The organism is Ruegeria sp. CH10, assembly GCF_056537125.1.
In genome coordinates this window covers 668251-688065 of the sequence record NZ_JBQFQY010000002.1, presented here as the reverse complement: position 1 = coordinate 688065, position 19815 = coordinate 668251, and the positions used below count along the sequence as shown (strand labels likewise).

The 19815-nt window shown below is 59.8% G+C and carries 14 protein-coding genes; 6 read left to right on the top strand and 8 right to left on the bottom strand.

The features are described 5' to 3' along the window. Positions 1–71: 71 nt before the first annotated feature. The 5 genes from pth to ACRZ94_RS09730 form a co-directional block, all read right to left on the bottom strand. Positions 72–752 carry an aminoacyl-tRNA hydrolase gene (pth, locus tag ACRZ94_RS09750; protein ID WP_480797222.1) on the bottom strand — a complete coding sequence of 227 codons (681 nt, stop codon included), beginning with the start codon at positions 750–752 and terminating at the stop codon, positions 72–74. A 124-nt stretch (positions 753–876) separates the two neighbouring features. Then, a complete protein-coding gene (locus ACRZ94_RS09745) occupies positions 877–1530 on the bottom strand; it encodes a 50S ribosomal protein L25/general stress protein Ctc (RefSeq protein ID WP_480652725.1) in 654 nt (217 codons plus the stop codon). A gap of 246 nt (positions 1531–1776) precedes the next feature. After that, a complete protein-coding gene (locus ACRZ94_RS09740; protein ID WP_480797221.1) occupies positions 1777–2943 on the bottom strand; it encodes an alpha-hydroxy acid oxidase in 1167 nt (388 codons plus the stop codon). A 136-nt stretch (positions 2944–3079) separates the two neighbouring features. Continuing rightward, positions 3080–3871 carry a tryptophan synthase subunit alpha gene (gene trpA / locus ACRZ94_RS09735; protein ID WP_480652721.1) on the bottom strand — a complete coding sequence of 264 codons (792 nt, stop codon included), beginning with the start codon at positions 3869–3871 and terminating at the stop codon, positions 3080–3082. Positions 3872–3949: 78 nt separating this feature from the next. Next, positions 3950–4435 carry an acyloxyacyl hydrolase gene (locus ACRZ94_RS09730; protein ID WP_480797220.1) on the bottom strand — a complete coding sequence of 162 codons (486 nt, stop codon included), beginning with the start codon at positions 4433–4435 and terminating at the stop codon, positions 3950–3952. A 194-nt stretch (positions 4436–4629) separates the two neighbouring features. Between ACRZ94_RS09730 and ychF the strand changes: the two genes are divergently transcribed. The 6 genes from ychF (at position 4630) to ACRZ94_RS09700 (ending at position 12494) form a co-directional block, all read left to right on the top strand. After that, positions 4630–5727, top strand: a complete 1098-nt coding sequence (gene ychF / locus ACRZ94_RS09725) for a redox-regulated ATPase YchF (protein ID WP_480797261.1) — start codon at positions 4630–4632, stop codon at positions 5725–5727. 128 nt (positions 5728–5855) lie between these two features. Further along, a complete protein-coding gene (locus ACRZ94_RS09720; RefSeq protein ID WP_480652716.1) occupies positions 5856–6335 on the top strand; it encodes a TspO/MBR family protein in 480 nt (159 codons plus the stop codon). Between the two features lie 86 nt (positions 6336–6421). After that, positions 6422–7303, top strand: coding sequence for a LysR family transcriptional regulator (locus tag ACRZ94_RS09715; protein ID WP_480652714.1), 882 nt, complete (start codon positions 6422–6424; stop codon positions 7301–7303). A gap of 88 nt (positions 7304–7391) precedes the next feature. After that, positions 7392–9095 (top strand): NAD(P)H-dependent oxidoreductase subunit E, encoded by a 1704-nt coding sequence (locus ACRZ94_RS09710; RefSeq protein WP_480797219.1) that lies wholly within the window; start codon positions 7392–7394, stop codon positions 9093–9095. A gap of 14 nt (positions 9096–9109) precedes the next feature. Continuing rightward, positions 9110–11893 carry a formate dehydrogenase subunit alpha gene (fdhF, locus tag ACRZ94_RS09705; protein WP_480797218.1) on the top strand — a complete coding sequence of 928 codons (2784 nt, stop codon included), beginning with the start codon at positions 9110–9112 and terminating at the stop codon, positions 11891–11893. Between the two features lie 91 nt (positions 11894–11984). After that, a complete protein-coding gene (locus ACRZ94_RS09700) occupies positions 11985–12494 on the top strand; it encodes a thioesterase family protein (protein WP_480652708.1) in 510 nt (169 codons plus the stop codon). Between the two features lie 6 nt (positions 12495–12500). On the opposite strand, the gene ACRZ94_RS09695 is transcribed toward ACRZ94_RS09700, so the two are convergent. The 3 genes from ACRZ94_RS09695 to ACRZ94_RS09685 all read right to left on the bottom strand — a co-directional run bounded on the left by ACRZ94_RS09695 (position 12501) and on the right by ACRZ94_RS09685 (position 19754). Next, the gene (locus ACRZ94_RS09695; protein WP_480797217.1) at positions 12501–16583 is read right to left on the bottom strand and encodes a translocation/assembly module TamB domain-containing protein; all 4083 of its coding nucleotides are present in this window, start codon (positions 16581–16583) and stop codon (positions 12501–12503) included. Further along, positions 16580–18385 (bottom strand): autotransporter assembly complex protein TamA, encoded by a 1806-nt coding sequence (locus ACRZ94_RS09690; RefSeq protein ID WP_480797216.1) that lies wholly within the window; start codon positions 18383–18385, stop codon positions 16580–16582. The genes ACRZ94_RS09695 and ACRZ94_RS09690 overlap by 4 nt, the downstream gene beginning before the upstream one ends. A 145-nt stretch (positions 18386–18530) precedes the next feature. Further along, complete coding sequence (locus tag ACRZ94_RS09685; RefSeq protein ID WP_480797215.1) at positions 18531–19754, bottom strand: urate hydroxylase PuuD; 1224 nt, start codon at positions 19752–19754, stop codon at positions 18531–18533. Between the last annotated feature and the right edge of the window lie 61 nt (positions 19755–19815).

Here is a 19815-nt window from a genome sequence, read left to right as displayed (position 1 = left end):
CATATGTATGGGGCATTGGACCGCGCGCGGTGTCATTCCGCAATCAGGACGTTACGGCAAGGGCAAAAGGCCTATTTGAACTTGTCCAGCAGCTTTTGCATGGCCGACCTGTCGTCAACTTCGGGTTCCGGCTCTGATTTAGGGGCTGTTTTTTTGGCCTCGGCCTGTGTTTTGGAGGACCGGGGTGGGGCGGTGCGCTGGGCGACCGCGTTCATGAACTTGCCGCCGTCGCCATCGGCCAGATGACCTGCGCCATCCGAGACACCGCGCAGCACATCGTCCAGCCAATCAGCATCGGCCTTGGCAAAATCGCCCAAGACATAGGGCGAAACCATCTCTTTTCGCCCCGGATGACCGATCCCCAAACGTACCCGGTCATAGGCGGGGCTGATATGCTCATGGATCGACCGCAGCCCGTTATGCCCTGCATGCCCGCCACCCGCCTTGACGCGCACCTTGCCGGGGGCAAGGTCGAGCTCGTCATGAAAAACGGTCACATCGGTCGAGTCCAGCTTGTAGAACCGCATCGCCTCGCCCACGGCCTGGCCCGAGCGGTTCATGAAGGTTTGCGGCTTGATCAGCAGGACCTTTTCGCCGCCCAGACGCCCCTCGGCGATTTCGGCCTGAAACTTTGATTTCCAGGGGCTGAACCCGTGATCTTCAGCAATGCGGTCCACAGCCATAAAGCCAATATTGTGCCGGTTGCGGGCGTATTTTGATCCCGGGTTCCCCAATCCGACAAACAGTTTCATGGTCTCGTCCTTGTATGCTGCAGCAGGTTGATGCCACGGAACGCGCCCGGTTTCCAGCGTAGGCGGCAAAAGAAAACGGGGCCCGAAAAGGCCCCGTTTCAAACACCAGACGCTGTGTCCGGGTTTATTCTTCGGCTTCTTCCTGGCCGACGACTTCAACCTCGTCTGCGGCCACTTCTTCGCCTTCTTCATCGTCGCTGGTCGACAGGCCAGTCGGCGCCGACACGTTCGCGATTACGAAGTCACGGTCGATGGTCGGCTTGGTGCCTTCGGGCAGATCAACCGACGAAATGGTGGCAACGTCGTTGATCTCCATGCCGGTCAGATCGATGGTGATCTTCTCAGGAATGTCACCGGCGGTGCAGACCAGTTCAACCTCGGGACGGACAACAGTCAGAACGCCGCCCTTCTTGATGCCGGGCGCTTCTTCTTCGTTGATGAACTCAACAGGGATGAACAGCGCGATCTTGGTGGTCCGGCGCAGGCGCATCAGATCCAGGTGGGTCGGCAGGTCTTTGACAACGTCACGCTGAACGTCACGGCAGATGACGCGAACGTCTTCGTGGCCTTCAACCTTCAGGTTCCACAGGGTCGACTTGAACCGGCCCGCTTTCAGGCGCTTGAACAGGACGTTGAACGGGATATTGATCGGCAGCGGATCTTTGTCGCCACCAAAAACAATGCCCGGAACCATGCCGTCGCGGCGTGCTTGACGAGCGGCGCCCTTGCCTGTCCCCGTCCGTTCCAGAGCTACGAGATCAGGAATCTCACCAGCCATGATAAATCTCCAAATGTTAGGGCGGGCATCCTCCAAGGCTGTATGCCCGCGTGAAGCCGCGTCCTTAGCTTGATTCACCGGATTTGGAAAGGGCTTTTTAGAGCCAAGCTTTTTTGCGAGGCTCTGCCTCGCGCTCCGGGATATTTGAGGCCAGATGAATAAAGGATCCTTACTTCATCTGGCTAAAAAAATCCCGGGGGAGTCGCCCGGAACGGGCGGCGGGGGCAGAGCCCCCTAACTGCGGGATTACTCCTGCCAGCGGCCTCCGAAATCTTCGGGGACCAGCAGGTTATGCCGACCAAGGCCGTTCACGTCGCGCTCACCACACAGGGCCATTGTCGTGTCCAGTTCTTTCTGGATGACGTCAAGCGCGGTGGTGACGCCCTTTTGCCCCATGGCGCCCAGACCATAGACAAAGGCGCGGCCGATATAGGTACCTTTTGCGCCCAGCGCCAAAGCTTTCAGAACGTCCTGGCCGGACCGGATGCCGCTGTCGAGATGAACTTCGATATCACCACCCACTGCGTCCATGATTTCCGGCAACATCCGGATTGAGCTGAGCGCGCCGTCCAGTTGCCGTCCTCCGTGGTTCGAAACGACGATAGCGTCGGCCCCAAGCTTGGCGGCCATTTTCGCATCTTCGGCATCCAGAATACCTTTGAGGATCACCTTGCCGCCCCATTGCTCCATCAGCTTTTCAACCTTGGCCCAATCCAGACTGGGGTCGAACTGTTCCGCTGTCCAGGCCCCCAGTGACGAGGCGTCCGAGATGCCGTCCACATGACCGACAATATTGCCGAATTCGCGCCGGTGCGCGCCCAGCATCTCGATCCCCCAGGCCCATTTGGTCATCAGATTTGCGATGGTCTTGGGTGTCAGTTTCGGCGGTGCAGACAGGCCGTTTTTCAGGTCTTTGTGCCGTTGCCCAAGGATTTGCAGGTCCAGTGTAATGACCAAAGCCGAACATTTTGCATCCTTGGCGCGCTGGATCAGGCGGCTGACGTAATCGGTGTCCTTCATGGTATAAAGCTGGAACCAGAAGGGTTGGGACGTGTGCTCGGCCACATCCTCGATCGAGTTGATGGACATGGTGGACAGCGTAAAGGGAACGCCGAACTCTTCGGCGGCTTTGGCGGCCTTCATCTCTCCATCCGCGTGCTGCATGCCGGTCAGCCCAACCGGCGCCAGCGCCACAGGCATTGAAACGTCCTGACCAATCATTTGCGATGCAGTTGAGCGCCCAGCCATATCCACAGCCACGCGTTGCCGCAGGCGGATGTCCGAGAAATCCGAGCTGTTATCGCGGAAGGTCTGCTCGGTCCAGCTGCCACTTTCGGCATAATCGTAAAACATCCGGGGCACGCGGCGTTCGTAAATGCGGCGGAGGTCTTCGATTGTCGTGATAACAGCCATGTTTTGACGCCTTCGTATTTTTGGTCAGTTTTTCACGCCAATTTCTAACATGACAGGGGCCCACGTCCAGTGACCAAAAAAACCGCAGCAGGCCTATGCCGTGCTGCGGTTCGAAAAACACTCGGATACCGAGGGATCAGGCGGAATGCGCGCCGTCTGAAAGAGATTTTACAAAGTCCAGCACCTCGGGCACTGGTTTGCCCGCCGCGATCTGGCTGACAATCGCAGATCCGACAACAGCTCCGTCCGCGACGCTTGCTATTGCCCTGGATTTTTCGGGCGTGTTGATGCCGAACCCGACGATCACGGGCAGGTCTGTGGCGGATTTGATCCGGGCCACTTCGGGGCCGACATTTGTGGCCTGCGCTTCGGCGGCACCGGTGATACCGGTGATCGAGACATAATAGACAAAGCCCGACGTGTTCTGCAGCACGCGGGGCAGGCGTTTATCATCGGTTGTAGGTGTCGCAAGGCGGATAAAGTTCAGACCGGCGGCCTGAGCAGGCAAGCACAGTTCGTCATCTTCTTCTGGTGGCAGATCGACGACAATCAGGCCGTCGATCCCGGCCGCTTTGGCGTCGGCCAAAAAGGTATCGACGCCACGGCTGTAGATCGGGTTGTAATACCCCATCAGAACAATCGGGGTGGTGTCGTCGGTCTCACGAAAGGCGCGGGCCAGATCGAGTGTACGCTGCAAGGTCATGCCGCCGTCCAGTGCGCGTTGCCCTGCGGCCTGAATGGTTGGGCCATCCGCCATCGGATCGGTAAAGGGCAGACCCAGTTCGATCACGTCAACACCCGCAGCAGGCAACCCCTTTACGATTTCAAGCGAAGTGTCGAAATCGGGGTCGCCCGCCATGATATAGGCGACAAAGGCTTTTTTCCCGTCGGCCTTCAGGGCGGCGAACTTGGCGTCGATACGTGTCATCAGCTATCCTTGCAATCGGCTTTGGACCTGATGTGCAGTACCTTTGGCCGGAAATCAATCCCAGCCGCTCAGATTGGCTCAGAAGCCCAGATGATAGCGCAGGAACAGGGCATTGGCACCGGGATTGAAGCTTTCGGTGCTGGCGTTCGACAGGTGGGTGACCGCCAGCGAGACCTTGTTGCCGCTGTCCAGAGTGTACCCAACCCCCAACAGGCTGCGAATCTGAAAATTGCCGCCCAGATCGTTGTCATCATTCGGGGCGTTATAGTAGCCGGGCATCACGCTGAGTTCGGCAAACCAACGATCCGAGAACGTATAGACCCCGATAAGACCCGCCCCAATATGCGTGTCGCCATCCGTATCCACTGTCAGTGCTGTGCCCAGACCTGCGCTAAAGCGATTGGCCTGATGAAAAGGGCTGTGCTGATATTCCAGGGAAAAGATCGCCTGGTCCTCGCCATTGCTGTTAGAGAAATCTGCATAGCCGGCACCAAAAACGACGGATTGGGCTTGGGCGGCTGTGGCACCAAGCAAAAGGACGGTTGAGAGAAATAGGGATTTCATTTCTGGGTCTTCTCGTTGTCGTGTTCTTTCTGATACTTGGGTACGATGGGTGGGGGGGCACAACTCACGCAAGTGCAAATTCGGTCACAGATTGGTTATGTTGCAAAACCGACTCAGACAGGTTTTGACGCTCGGGTTGCGCATTTCACCTAACCTGCCTAGAAGACGCCGTCATATCGTTTCAGGAGGCCATGATGGGCTTTAAAATGGGAATCGTGGGTCTGCCGAATGTGGGTAAATCGACCCTGTTCAATGCGCTGACCAAAACCGCTGCCGCGCAGGCGGCGAATTTCCCGTTCTGCACCATTGAACCCAATGTGGGCGACGTTGCCGTACCTGACGACCGGCTGGACAAGCTGGCAGCGATTGCGACCTCGAAACAGATCATCCCGACACGCATGACCTTTGTGGATATTGCCGGTCTGGTAAAGGGGGCCTCGAAAGGCGAAGGTCTGGGGAACCAGTTCCTTGCCAATATCCGTGAGACGGACGCGATTGCCCATGTGTTGCGCTGTTTCGAAGACGGTGACGTGACCCATGTGGATGGCCGCGTGGACCCGGTGGCCGATGCCGACACGATCGAGACCGAGCTGATGCTGGCCGATCTGGAAAGCATCGAAAAGCGCCGCGCCAATCTGGTGCGCAAGCTCAAGGGCAATGACAAAGAGGCGCAGCAGCAGGACCGTCTGCTGGCCACCGCGCAAGAGATGCTGGAAAACGGCAAACCCGCGCGCTTGGTTGAGGTCTCGGACGAGGACGCCAAGGCGTGGAAGATGCTGCAGCTGCTGACCACCAAGCCGGTGCTTTACGTCTGCAACGTGTCCGAGGAAGAAGCCGCCGAGGGCAATGAATACTCGGCCAAGGTCGCCGAAATGGCCGCGGCGCAGGGCAATTCCCACGTCATTATCAGCGCCAAGATCGAAGAAGAGATCAGTCTGTTGGAAGACGACGAGGCCGAGATGTTCCTGACCGAAATGGGTCTGGAAGAACCCGGCCTCGACCGTCTGATCCGCGCCGGTTACGACCTGCTCAAGCTGGAAACCTATTTCACCGTCGGCCCGAAAGAGGCCCGTGCCTGGACCATCCGCACCGGCACCGCCGCGCCGCAGGCCGCTGGCGTGATCCACGGTGATTTCGAAAAGGGCTTCATCCGCGCCGAGACCATCGCCTATGACGACTATATCGCCGCCAATGGCGAGCAGGGCGCGAAAGAGGCGGGCAAGATGCGGGCCGAGGGCAAAGGCTACATCGTCAAGGACGGCGATGTGATGCACTTCTTGTTCAATACCTGACACCAACCGTGCTCTGACGGTTCGCAATACTGGTTCTACATAGTCTGGACAGATGCGGTTTGGCATATATGTCTTATGCCGGCCGCTGTTCTTTGCGGTTGCTGCAGAACCTGTTGGAGACTTTAAGTATGTCAGACGCCCCCGGGCTCACACCTCCTATTTCGTGGTCCACGCGGCTTGGGTTTCTTTTGCTGGTCATGGGCGGCGGCATTCTGATCGGCACAGTAACAGCGCCGGGCGCTTGGTATGCGGGTCTTGCCAAGCCTGTTTTCAATCCTCCGAACTGGGTTTTCGGACCGGTCTGGACCGTTCTGTACCTCCTGATCGCCATGGTTGGATGGCGGTTATTCACGTGGGATCGGGGAAGCTTGCTGATGAAGCTTTGGTGGGCGCAGATGGGGTTGAATTTCCTTTGGTCTCCGGCGTTTTTTGTCCTGCATCTGCCGTGGCTTGCTTTCGCTATTATCGTGTCGCTTTTCGCCGTGATAACGGGATTGATACTCGGACTTTGGCACAGGGATCGGGGGGCGGCGCTTGCGTTCATACCTTATTTGGCTTGGGTCGCTTTTGCCACAGCGCTCAATTTTGCGATTGCGGTCCTCAACTGATTGTCGTGCGGAGCCACAGCACCTCTTTTTACGCAAAGGTTATGCGGCTAGGGTTTGGGCCGGACATGCACCGGGAACTGTAAGACGTGATCGAAATCCGCGACCTTCAACTGCTCAGCGCGCTTGCGCGGCACAGACATTTTGCCAAGGCGGCCGAGGAATGCGGGATTTCGCAGCCGGCCTTCTCGATGCGGATTCGGAACCTTGAGGATCGGCTGGGTGTTTCAATCGTGCGCCGGGCCAACCGATTTCAAGGTCTGACCGAAGAAGGCGAGATGATCGTCCAGCGGGCGCGGCGTATCCTGGATGACACCAAAGCGCTGGAACAGCAGGTTCTGGCGGCCAAGGGCGAGATCACAGGCACGCTGATGCTGGGTGTGATTCCCACAGCCATTGCCTTTACCGGACGCCTGATCAAACGGCTGCGGGACGCGCATCCGCGCATTGTGACCCGGATCGAAACCATGTCCGCCAGCGCGATCCAGCACCGTCTGGATGAGGGCAGTCTGGATGCGGGCATCACCTATGGCGACAGTATCGGCCGGGATTTGCGTCAGGTTCAGCCCCTGTACGAAGAGACTTATGTTCTGCTGGCCCCGGCGCATATGATCGACAGCCCGGACCCTATCCCATGGGCCCGCGTCGCGGATTTCCCGCTCAGCCTGCTTGAGCCTCAGATGCAGAATCGCCGTATTCTGGACCGGATATTCGCGGAACAAGGGCTGCATCCCGATGTTGTGGCGGAAACCAGCGGCTTTACCGCCTCGATGGTGATGGCGCGCGAAGGGTTGGCGGCCACGGTGGTCCCGCGCGTCTTGGTGCGGGCGCTGGGCGATCTGAAGGGGACCAAAGCGCTGTCTTTGGTCGATCCGGTGGTCAGCAAACCCATTTGCCTGGCCACTTTGACCCGCGACCCGGAGCTGCCCACAATCGAGGCGTTGCGCGCTGTTGTCGCCTCATTGCGTTGATAAGTTTTCTTTATCGTGCGATTGAGATAAGCGATTTGACGATATGCTACTCTGATGAGAAAGAGTCGACTCTCATACGGAGGAAAGCATGGCACCCTTGGACACCAAGCCATCCGACGCAAAACAAGGCGTTTGGAAGTCAGGTAAAGGCAAAGGACGGCACACACCAAAAGGCCGTCAATTCACAGATCAGGCACAGGCCGACATTCTTGGTCTGCTGGGCGACCGCCCGCGTCGCCGTGATCTGCTGATCGAATTTCTGCATTTGATTCAGGATGAATACGGCCATATCAGCGCCGATCACATCGCAGCACTTGCGGTCGAGATGCGGATTGGCCAGGCCGAGATTTATGAGACGGCGACCTTCTATGCCCATTTCGATGTGGTGAAAGAAGATGAGGTGCCTCCGCCCGCGCTGACCATCCGTGTGTGTGATTCGCTGTCGTGTGAAATGGCCGGTGCCCAGCAACTGCAAAAGGCGCTGGAAGACGGGCTTGATCGGTCGCAGGTGCGTGTCCTCCGCGCGCCCTGCATGGGCCGCTGCGATACCGCTCCGGTTTTGGAGATCGGGCACAACCATATCGACCACGCGACCCCTGAAAAGGTGCAGGCCGCAATTGCTGCCGATGACACCCATGCCCATGTGCCGGACTACGAAGCCTTTGCCGCCTATGAGGCCAACGGCGGTTACGCCAAGCTGAAAGAGCTGCGCGAAGGCGGCGATTGGGAGAAGGTGCAGGAAGACGTTCTGTCCTCGGGCCTGCGCGGTCTGGGCGGCGCTGGCTTCCCGTCGGGCAAGAAATGGGGCTTTGTTCGCATGAACGAAGGCACCCGTTATCTGGCCGTGAATGGTGATGAGGGCGAGCCCGGCACGTTCAAAGATCGCTATTATCTGGAACGCACGCCGCATGTATTTCTTGAGGGCATGTTGATCGCCGCCTGGGCGGTCGAGGCACAAACCTGCTTCATCTATATGCGCGACGAATATCCGGCGGTTCTGGAAATCCTGCGCCGCGAGATTGCCGCGCTGGAAGAGGCCGGAATTGTTGAGCCCGGCTATATCGATCTGCGCCGGGGGGCTGGTGCCTATATCTGCGGCGAAGAATCCGCGATGATTGAATCGATCGAAGGCAAAAAGGGCCTGCCGCGTCACCGTCCTCCGTTCGTGGCGCAGGTTGGGGTCTTTAACCGCCCGACCTTGGTGCACAATGTCGAGACGCTGTACTGGGTGTCGAAGATTTGCCGCGAAGGGCCGGAATGCCTCAACAGCACTGAAAAGAACGGCCGCAAGGGTCTGCGCAGCTATTCGGTCTCCGGACGCGTGGCGCAGCCCGGTGTTTACCTGCTGCCTGCTGGGTCGACCATTCTGGACGTGATTGATGCCGCTGGCGGTATGGCCGAAGGGCAGACCTTCAAGGCGTATCAGCCGGGTGGGCCGTCCTCGGGTCTGTTGCCTGCGTCGATGGACGATATTCCGCTGGATTTCGACACGCTGCAACCGCATGGCACCTTCATCGGCTCGGCCGCTGTGGTGGTTCTGTCCGATCAGGACACCGCCCGCGATGCGGCGCTGAACATGCTGCGGTTTTTCGAAGATGAAAGCTGCGGCCAGTGTACGCCCTGCCGTGCTGGCTGCGAAAAGGCGGTGAAACTGATGCAGGCAGACAAGTGGGACACCGATCTGCTGGAAGACCTGTGTCAGGTCATGGGCGACGCCTCGATCTGTGGTCTGGGGCAGGCGGCCCCGAACCCGATCCGCCTGGTCATGAAACACTTCGCTGACGAAATCTGAAGGGAGACAGAGCCATGCTAGACGCAAGCCCAACCAAGACCGTCACCTTCAACCTGAACGGCGAAGATGTCACCGTGCCCGAGGGCTGGACCATCTGGGAAGCCGCCAAGGGCCAAGGGTTCACCATCCCGCACCTGTGCCACAAACCGCAGCCGGGCTATCGCCCCGACGGCAACTGCCGCGCCTGCATGGTCGAGGTGGAGGGCGAGCGCACGCTGGTTGCCTCGTGCATCCGTCCTGCGGCGGACGGTATGGTCGTAAAGACTGATAGCGACCGTGCCGAGAAATCGCGCGCCATGGTCATGGAACTGCTGGTCGCCGATCAGCCCGAGGAAGCCCACGACACATCCAGCCATTTCTGGGACATGGCCAAGCTGAACGATGTCAGTGACAGCCGTTTCCCGGCGAAAGAGGCCGAGAAAATTCCGTTGCTGGATGACAGCCACGTTGCGATGCGCGTCAATCTGGACGCCTGCATCAATTGCAACCTCTGCGTCCGCGCCTGCCGGGAAGTTCAGGTGAATGACGTGATCGGCATGGCTGGTCGTGGTCACACGGCGCAGGTGGTGTTCGATCAGAACGATCCGATGGGCGATTCAACCTGTGTGGCCTGTGGTGAGTGCGTTCAGGCCTGCCCGACCGGTGCGCTGATGCCTGCCACTGTGCTGGACGACCAGCAGAAGGGTGACAGTAAGGATTACGACTCTGAAACCGAAAGCGTCTGCCCCTTCTGCGGCGTGGGCTGTAAAGTCTCGCTGAAAGTGAAGGACGGCAAGGTCAAATATGTCGAGGGCATCAACGGCCCCGCCAACGAAGGACGCCTGTGCGTCAAAGGCCGGTTCGGCTTTGACTATATCCACCACCCGCACCGCCTGACCAAGCCGCTGATCCGGCGCGAGGACGCCCCCGAAAAGGGTCTGAACGTCGATCCCGCGAACCTGTCGACCCATTTCCGCGAAGCGACATGGGAAGAGGCGATGGACCTTGCGGCTTCCAAATTGGTGGCCCTGCGCGACGAAGATCCGCGCAGTGTTGCGGGCTTTGGCTCGGCCAAATGCACCAACGAAGAAGCCTATCTGTTCCAGAAGTTCATCCGCCAGGGCTTCCGCCACAACAATGTCGACCACTGCACCCGTCTGTGCCACGCGTCGTCCGTGGCCGCGCTGATTGAAAACGTCGGCTCGGGCGCGGTGACGGCTGCGTTCAATGACATCAAGGACGCCGACGTGGCGATCATCATCGGGTCGAACCCGATTGAAAACCACCCCGTTGCGGCCACCTATTTCAAGCAGTTCGCCAAGCGCGGCGGCAAGCTGATCGTGATGGACCCGCGCGGCGTTGGAATGCGTAAGTTCGCTGACGAAATGCTGCAGTTCCGTCCGGGCGCGGATGTGTCGATGCTCAACGCGATCATGAACGTGATTGTCGAGGAAGAGCTCTATGACAGCCAGTACATCCACCGCTGGACCGAGAACTGGGAGGCCGAGAAAGAGCATCTGCGCCAGTTCACACCCGAGGCGATGGCCCCGATCTGTGGCATCGAACCCGAACAGCTGCGCCGCGTCGCGCGCATCTTTGCGCAGGCCAAGGCCGGTCTGATCTTCTGGGGCATGGGCGTCAGCCAGCACATCCACGGCACCGACAATTCGCGTTGCCTGATCAGCCTTGCTCTGATGACCGGCAACGTTGGTAAACCCGGCGCGGGTCTGCACCCGCTGCGCGGTCAGAACAACGTGCAGGGGGCCTCGGACGCGGGTCTGATCCCGATGTTCCTGCCGGATTACCAGACCGTGACGGACGATGGCATTCGCGCCAAGTTCAACGAGGTCTGGAACTCGGACGACTTCTCGAACGAGAAGGGCCTGACGGTGACCGAGATCATCGATCAAGCCTATCAGGGCAACATCAAGGGCATGTACATCATGGGTGAAAATCCGGCCATGTCTGACCCGGATGTGAACCATGCTCGTGACGCGCTGGCCAAGCTGGACCTGATGATCGTGCAGGACATCTTCCTGACCGAGACGGCGAACTATGCCGACATCATCCTGCCCGCTTCGGCGCTGTATGAGAAGAACGGCACCGTGTCGAACACCAACCGTCAGGTCCAGCGGGTACGTCCGGCCGTGACACCTCCGGGTGAGGCGCGCGAGGATTGGGCGATTACCGTTGAACTGGCGCAGCGCATCGGTCTGAACTGGGATTACACAGATGTATCTCAGGTGTTCGATGAGATGAAACTGACGATGAACTCGCTCAACAACATCACATGGGACCGCCTGAAGACCGAGACGATCACCTATCCGTCTCTGTCGGAAACTGATCCCGGTCAGTCCATCGTGTTTGGTGACGGTTTCCCGCGCGCGGACGGCAAGGCCAAGTTCACCCCGGCCAGCGTCATCCCGCCCGATGAGGCCCCGGATGACGAATACCCGATGATCGCCACCACCGGCCGTCAGCTGGAACATTGGCACACCGGGTCGATGACCCGCCGGTCCAACGTTCTGGACGCGGTTGAGCCCGAGGCGAACTGCTCGATGAACCCGCGGACCCTGAAATTGATGGGGATCGAGCCGGGTGAGATGATCCGTTTGACCACCCGTCGCGGCTCGATCGAGATCATGGTGCGCGCCGACCGGGCGATTGCCGAGGATATGGTGTTCATCCCGTTTGCCTATGTCGAGGCGGCGGCGAATATCCTGACCAACTCGGCCATCGACCCCTATGGCAAAATCCCCGAGTTCAAATTCTCGGCGATCCGGGTCGAAAAGATCGAAGACGCCATCGCGGCAGAATAACTCTGAAAAGGCGGCCCAAGTGGCCGCCTTTTTCTTTGACAGCAAGATATTGTGACTTTTTGCGTTGCTACGAGATCTGGGGGATAAGAAAATGACCACACCTCCCGCCGGGCATGACGGCCCCTATGACGCGCCGGTCGAAGTTCGGGGGTTTCGCGTCTTGCCGGAATGGATCGATTATAACGGCCATATGAATGTCGGCTTTTATGGCGTGGCGTTTGATATGGGGCTGGAACGGTTGATGATCGACCATCTTGGGCTGGGGGAACCACAGGTCACAGCATTGGGGCAGGGGCCGTATATCCTGCAATCGCATATGAATTTCCTGCGTGAAGTGCAGCAGGACGAGCCGTTCTACTACCGGTTTCGCATGCTGGACGCCGATCACAAGCGAGGCCATTATTTTGCGCAGATGATCTCGGAAACGGACGATGCGCTCTGCGCCACACAAGAGGCGTTGTTCATGAATGTCAGCCATGACACGGGACGCTCTGCGCCATATCCGGACTGGGCTGCAGCGCGACTGGCCCGCATGGTGCAAGATCATGCCGAATTGGACACCGCGCCGCAGGTCGGACAAGCCATTGGTATTCGGCGCTGAAAGGCGTCAGTAGTCGCGCTCAAAGAACACGCCCAAACCGGTTTCACCGCGCCCGTCCACCGTGCCCCGAACGGTGAAATTGTCGTTCACATCCAGGTTCAGGTTCACTTCGGTATCGCCCTCGGTGTTGACGGTGAAATCGGTGTAGAGGTTGTCGCTCAGATAGGCACCGGCACCCAGACGCCCTGCGCCGCCTTCGCTGGCGCCGATATCCACCGTGTCCACCCCGGTCGAGTCGCGCAGACCCTTGGTCGCGTCCCCGCCAGCGCCGCTCAGCTGTGCCAGCGAGGCGGCCATCTGGGCGATCACAAAGGGTGAGATTTCAGAGAAACGGTTCCCGAACAGCAACAGGGCCAACGCCTCTTCGGGGGGGCGTTCGGGGTCAGAAAAAACATCGACCTCAGGGGCGTTCAGCGGTCCTGCGATTTCAATCGTGGCGGTCCCATCTGACGTGCTGGCCGAGGATTCGAACTCGATATAAGGGGTCAGGTCGCCTTGCAGGGTCACAATCCCTTTGGTCAGGGCAAGCCTGCGGCCCAGAATGTCAAAGTTACCCCGGATCAGTTCGATCTGCCCGGACGGGATGACCGAGGCCGTGGTGCCCCGAATGAAAATGCTTCCGCCCAGCTCGGCGTTGACACCGCGTCCGCGTACAAAGACGGCACGCGGGGCCAGCAGGCCGATATCCAGCGATATGCGCGAGTCGCTTGGGGCTGCGTCCTCTTCCACCACCAGACGGGCGCGTTCGCGGGTGATAAAGCCGGCTTGGCTTTCGTTGATATGTTCGATCTCGGGGATAGGGGCCGCACCGACTGCACCAGAGGCGGCGGCCAGATTGATGTTCGTTTCCTCAAAGGTGATCTGACCCGACAGGGCGCTGTTGCCTGCCAAAGCTCCGGACAGGGTGATCTCACCATTCAGTTGGGTTTCGTAAAGCAGCTTGTCGGTCAGCACCAACTGATTCAGCCGCGTGACGATGTTGGCGTTCAGCGGCGGGGTCAGGTCGATGGGCCCCGAGACAGTGAAATTGCCGCCTGCGCGCATACCTCCGCTCAGCGAAATGGTCGCGCGGCTTTGCGCCAGATCGACCGAGCCGCTGATGCCGGTTATCGTTTGCCCGATCTCAGGCAGCGCCAGTGACGTGCCCGATGTGGTGATCGTCCCGCTGAGAGAGCTGAGCGCAGGTTTACCCTTGAGGCGTAGATTGTGCCGGGCCGTGCCTTCGATCTGGTTGGGCGTGATAAAGAGATTGGCAATCCCCAGATTAACACCGCCCTGTGCCTGCAGGTCGGCCTCGCCCGAGTTTTCGTCGAACGTGCCTTTGACGGTGCTGTTGATGTCTGCGGGGCCATTGGCCGCGCCATCGATGGTCCAGACGCCGTTGCTGCGCTTGGCATTGCCGTTTGCTGTCACCGAACCGGGGAATTCGGGCGCAAATCGCTCAATCCTGTTCAGCTTGGCCTCGAAATCCACATCTGCCGAGCCATCCGCGTCAACCGTGCCGGTCGCGGCCGCGTAAGAACTTTCTGGCCCACTCAGCCGCAGCGTACCTTCAAGCCCAGCGCTGGTTGGGGCGGCATTGCCCTCCAGTGTCAGCGGGCCCGAGGCCAGGGTTGTCACCCGCGCCAGATCATCCAGCCGGGCCGAGAAATCCACCCCCCCGGCCTGACGATCAAGCTGGCCGGATGCGTTGGCGGACAGGGCGGTGCCCTGCAGGCTGAAGGTGCGGATATCCACCGCGCCATCGCCCCGCTCGGCGTCGACGGTCAGCGTTGTGCGGCCCTGCACCAGCTTGTCGACCAGTTCGATACCGGTCTGTATGTCATCTGCCTGAACGCCGCCCTGCACATCAAAGGTCTTGCTGGCCAGCGTCGCGTTGCCCTTGGCATTGGCCAAGATCGAGCCGCCCAAATCCAGTTGGGCCAGCCCGGAAAACAGCGACAGGTCGGGGGCGTTCACACGGGCGCTGCCGTCTATGGACAGATCGCCGGTCGGGTCATCGATGGTAGCTGCGACCTGCGCGGTCAGGGCGGTGCCATTCACCGTCGCCTGCCGGATATCGATCTGATCTGCGGTGCGCGCGCCATCCCATTTGAGTGTGGTGGTGCCGGTCAGCAGGGGGTCAATCTCGGACATGCCGGTTGTGACATCCTGCGCAGTGACGCTGGCGGTTCCGTCGAATTCCAGCGTCTGTACGGTGCCTTTCCCATCCAGTTGCGCCTGCAGCGCACCGCTGAGGTCACGCTGGGCCAGCCCGGAAAAGACCGACAGATCGGGTGCATTCAGACTGGCCTGGCCATCGATGGTCAGGTTGCCATCGGGTGTTGTCACATCGCCGCTGGCGCTGGCCTGTGCCGCCTCGCTGTTCAGGTCAAATTCGCGAATGGTGATGCCGTCGCTGCCACGGCTGGCGTCCAGTGTGATGGTCGTCTCACCTTTGATCACCGGATCGATATCGTCGCGCCCTGTGACCAGATCGCGCCCTTCGATGGTGACCTTGCCATCAAAGCTGTGCTCCAGCGGCGAGCCGGTTCCTTCCACGCGGGCTGATGCCGTTCCGCCCAGATCAAACTGCGCCAGCTCTGAGAAGCGTGACAGATCGGACGCCTCAAGCGTGGCCGATCCATCCACCGTCAGGCCCGTTGTCAACCCGTTGATCAGCGCATCCAGCGCCAGCGTATAGTCGGTTCCCACCAGCTCAAACCCCGACAGGTTCACCGACTGATCGCTGCCGTAGTCGAACTGCCCGTCCAGAGTGACCCGGTCCCCCAGCGCAATGTTCAGGGCCTGATCGCTCAGGTCGATTCCGTCGACGATGGCCTGCAGATCACCGGTCACGGTAAAGGCGTCGCCCTGTTCCAGCGTGCCTTGCGCCGTGATCCGGGCATTGTCCAGTTTCACTTGCGGTGCTGCAAAGGCCGAGGCGGTCAGGCTCAGGTCCCACAGATTGCCGTTCTTTTGGTCGAACAGCGCCGAAACCTGAGCCGCCTCGATCGAGGTTTCACCCCCTCCGCCCGGCAGAACCACCGTGTCGCCCTCGGGCGGGGTGATCCGACCTTGCAACGCGGCCAGTTGCAGGGTGCCGCCCTCTGCCAGTTGCAATTCACCCTTCAAATCCAACGCCTGTGTGGTCAGTTCCAGATCGGAAATGTCCAATGCGCCGTTCGGTTTGGTCTGACCGTCGACAAAAAGCCGGGTCTTGGTGCCAAAAAACGGGTCAATATCCTCGGTCAGGAATGGCGTGAGGTCGCCGCCCAGATCGGCGGTAAAGGCGATCCCGTCCGCTGCGCCGCTTTCCGCGGCCTGAAGTTCGACCTGACCCGTCAGTCGCGGCTGCTTATCGCTGCTCAGGGCGATGTCGGCGATAAAATCGGTCAGTGGCCCCTCGCCCTTGATGGTCAAACCAATCGGGGGGCTGTCGGGAATTTTCAGCGCGGTCGAGATCAACCCGCCCTCGGCCTCGTTCACATCCAGATCCAGCGTGATCTGACGCGATGAATTCTCGAACCCGGCCGTCAGCCGCACCCGGTCGCCTGCGCGGTCCAGACGGGTGACGTCGATGTTTGTGTCCAACGCCCCATCCGCCAGCGACAGGTTCCCGGTTACCGACAGCGCAGCGGACACACCGATCAGGGGTTCACCCAACAACAGCTCATCAATGCGGATTTCGCCGATTTCGACCGAAACGGGCAATTCGGGCAATTGAAAGGGCTGGGTTTCAGCCGACGGCGGCGGGGCCTCTTTCGTGGTGGTGCCGGGCGCGCGGGCAATGTCGATCTCTTGCGCGGTCAGAGTGTTGACCGAGAACCGCCCCCGGATCAGGGCCAGCCGGTTCCAGTCCAACTCGGCGTCCTTGATGGTCAGCCATACGCCTTCATCGTCGGACACGGTGATCTCTTGGATGGTCGCACGTGCGCTCAGCGCGCCTTGCAGGCCCTTGACGGTGACGTTCTGATCGTCACCCGACAGCGTGTCCTGCAGGAAACGTTCCAGCATGCTGCCGCCACCATCCTCGTCTTGTGCGAAGGCGGGCGGCGCGGTCAGGATCAGCACCGTGGTGACAACCGGATATGCGTATTGCCGTATCAAAATGCCTGTCCGATCCCGATATAGAACTGCAATCCGCTGCCCGTGTCGCCCTGCACCGGCAGGGCCAGGTCCAGACGCAGCGGGCCAAACCCACCCAGATCATAGCGCACACCCAGCCCGGCGCCCGAATGAAATTCCGCATCATTGCCGATGAAAGATGACGTATCCACGGTTCCGAAATCGTAAAACCCAACCAGAGAGATCGCGTCAGTGATTTTTCCCCGAACTTCACCCGACAACCCCAGGAAGGATTTGCCCCCGGCCACGCCCCCATTGACGGGAATGCCGAGGCTTTCAAAAGGTTGCCCGCGCACTGTCCCAGCCCCGCCCGAGAAGAACAGGAAATCTGGTGTCACACCATCCAGTTCCGGGCCAATCACAGATCCCAGCTGTACCCGGCCCGCCAGAACAATGCGCCCACCGGTGCCAAGGCTGGTATAGGCGCGACCATCGGCAAACAGCCGGATGCCGTTTTCAGTCCCGCTGAGCCCCGCAAAGGGCATGGCCTGCGCGTCCAGATAATAGCCCCGCGTGGCGCTGACCTTGCTGTCGCGCTGGTCCCACTCGGTCCGGAAAGGCAGGATGAAATAGCGAAACTTGCGCCCATTGCCAAAGGCGTCATCGGCGTCGGAAAACTGGAACCCGGCTGAGGCTTCGGCATATAGCCGATCCGAAAACGTACGGCGGGCACCATAGGCAACCGAGGCCACGCTGACATTGTAGTTCTCGGTATTCCGCCGCTCCAGCAGGGCGCTGTAGAACGTGTTGTCATCCGGGCCCAGCCGGTCGGGCTGATCCAGACGCAGGCCGATGCGACCATCCAGATCCTCCGACCCACCGATATTGCGCAGCGCGGCCTCGAACCGCAGGCGTTCGGCGCGGCGAAAGACGTTGCGATGCGTCCAGGTCGCGGTCACATCCAGCCCGGCATTTGACGCCAGTTCAACGCCAAAGGTCAGGCGACGCTTGGGCAGGTCTTCGAAGGTTGCATCGAAATCCAATGTGCCGTCGGGATTGGGGGTCTCACGTTCCTGAATCGAGACGACGCTGAACGTACCGGTGCGGCGCAGCCGGGTGCCCACCTTTTGAATTGCGGCAGGGGAGTAGACTTCACCCTCCGGAAAACCCGCGATCTTGTTGATCGAATGATGGCGCACATCGGTGTCACCCTTGATGAACATCCGGCCAAAGGTCAGGCGCGGTCCGGGGGCCAGATCAATCTCGGCATCCAGCCGGTTTTGCGCATGGCGGGCGATGACGGTCTGACCCTCGACCCCGGCCTTGGCGTGACCAGCATCGCGCCAGCCCTGAACCCCGGCAGAGGCGGCCTGTTGAATGGCGCCGGTTGTCGCCAGTTTCCCGGGTGCGAAGTCTTCGGGCAGGATCGTGTCGGCGGCAAGCGGGGCAACACGTGCGGTGCCGAATCTGAAGGTCGGGCCGGTCTCAATAGAGATCACAGCGCGGTTGAACGCATTGGGCACAGTGAGCGAGCTGATATCCGCGGCCTCTGTTCCATCCAGCTTGATGCTGACGACCGGGCTGAAGTACCCCTCATCATACAAAATCTGCACGATGGTGCGATAATCGGACAGGGCGGCTGACAGGATTTCCAGCGGCGTTTCAAGCCCGCGGTCTTCGGCGGTTACGACCGAAGATGTCTCCTCGATCCGTTCAACCAGAGCCTTTGGTGCGCCGGGCGCAGACAGGGTTGTTTCCAGTGCTGCCAGGGACGAGGGCAAAACGGTGGCGACCATGCCGGCAAGGCAAAGTTTCAAGAAGCCCCGTGGCTTGCTGTCCCGCATCTATTGGCTCCAACTGCCCCAAGTCGAAATCTGTTTTGCCGCGCGGTGCCGTGCGACGGCTGATTGACTATCAGTTAGACCATCAGTTGTGATGCAGGGAAAGAGCTTATCGAAGGCGGGATGGAATTAACCGGGCCTGTTGTCGTCAGGACCCGGCATTGCGAAACCAACGGATGATCGCTTGACGATCCTCGGGTTCCATATAGGTGATATTGGCGGGCGGCATGGCATGAGTCACACCTGCTTGCAGGTATATCTGCTTGGCGTTGCGGGCAATGTCCCCCTCGGTTTCCAGCAATACGCCTTTCGGGGCCCAGAGAATCCCCTCCCACACCGGTTCGCGCGCATGGCACATGGAGCAACGCCCAAGGACGATATCATGCGCTTCGTCGAACCCGTCGGCAGCGGCGAATTTCTGTTCGAACGGTGTCAGGGGCTGTGCCTCGGCCTCTTCCAGAGGTTTGTACATCGGCGCGGTGGACAGCCACATGATGGCGATGAACAGAATGGCGGTGACAGCCCAGGTCCAGGTCGGATTCCCAGCACGGGCATGGCAGGTGTTGAAGTAATGCCGGATGGTCACGCCCATCAGAAACACCAGCGCGGCGATGATCCAGTTATACTCGGTCGCAAAGGCCAGCGGATAATGGTTCGACAGCATCAGGAACACCACCGGCAGCGTCAGATAGTTGTTGTGGGTTGACCGCAGCTTGGCGATCTTGCCGTATTTCGGATCGGGTGTGCGTCCGTTTTTCAGGTCATCTACCACGATGCGCTGGTTCGGCATGATGATGAAAAACACATTGGCCGTCATGATCGTGGCGGTGAACGCCCCCAGATGCAGCATCATCGCGCGCCCGGTGAAAATCTGGTTGTACCCCCAGCCCATCGCCACCAGCAGCACAAACAGCAGCACCATCAGCAGGGTCGGGTGCTGCCCCAGCTGCGACTTGCAGAGAAAGTCATAGACCAGCCAGCCCACCGTCAGCGATGCCGCCGAGATCAGGATGCCTTGCCACAGCGCCAGATCGGCCTTTTCCGCGTCGATCAGATAAAGCTCACCCCCCACCCAATAGACGATCATCAACAACGCAGCACCGCTGAGCCAGGTGGCATAGCTTTCCCATTTGAACCAGGTCAGGTGGTCGGGCATGCGTTCGGGCGCGACCAGGTATTTCTGGATGTGATAAAATCCGCCGCCATGCACCTGCCATTCCTCGCCATCCGCCGGGCCGGGTATGTTGCGGTTCAGGCCAAGGTCCAGTGCGATAAAGTAAAAGGACGATCCGATCCATGCGATGGCGGTGATCACGTGCAGCCAGCGCACGGCAAACGCCATCCAATCCCAGAACACGGCGAATTCGAACATAAGGGGCCTCTCCGACAGGGTCCTGTCACACTAGGCAAACGGGCTTTTCTTCGGTATTCCC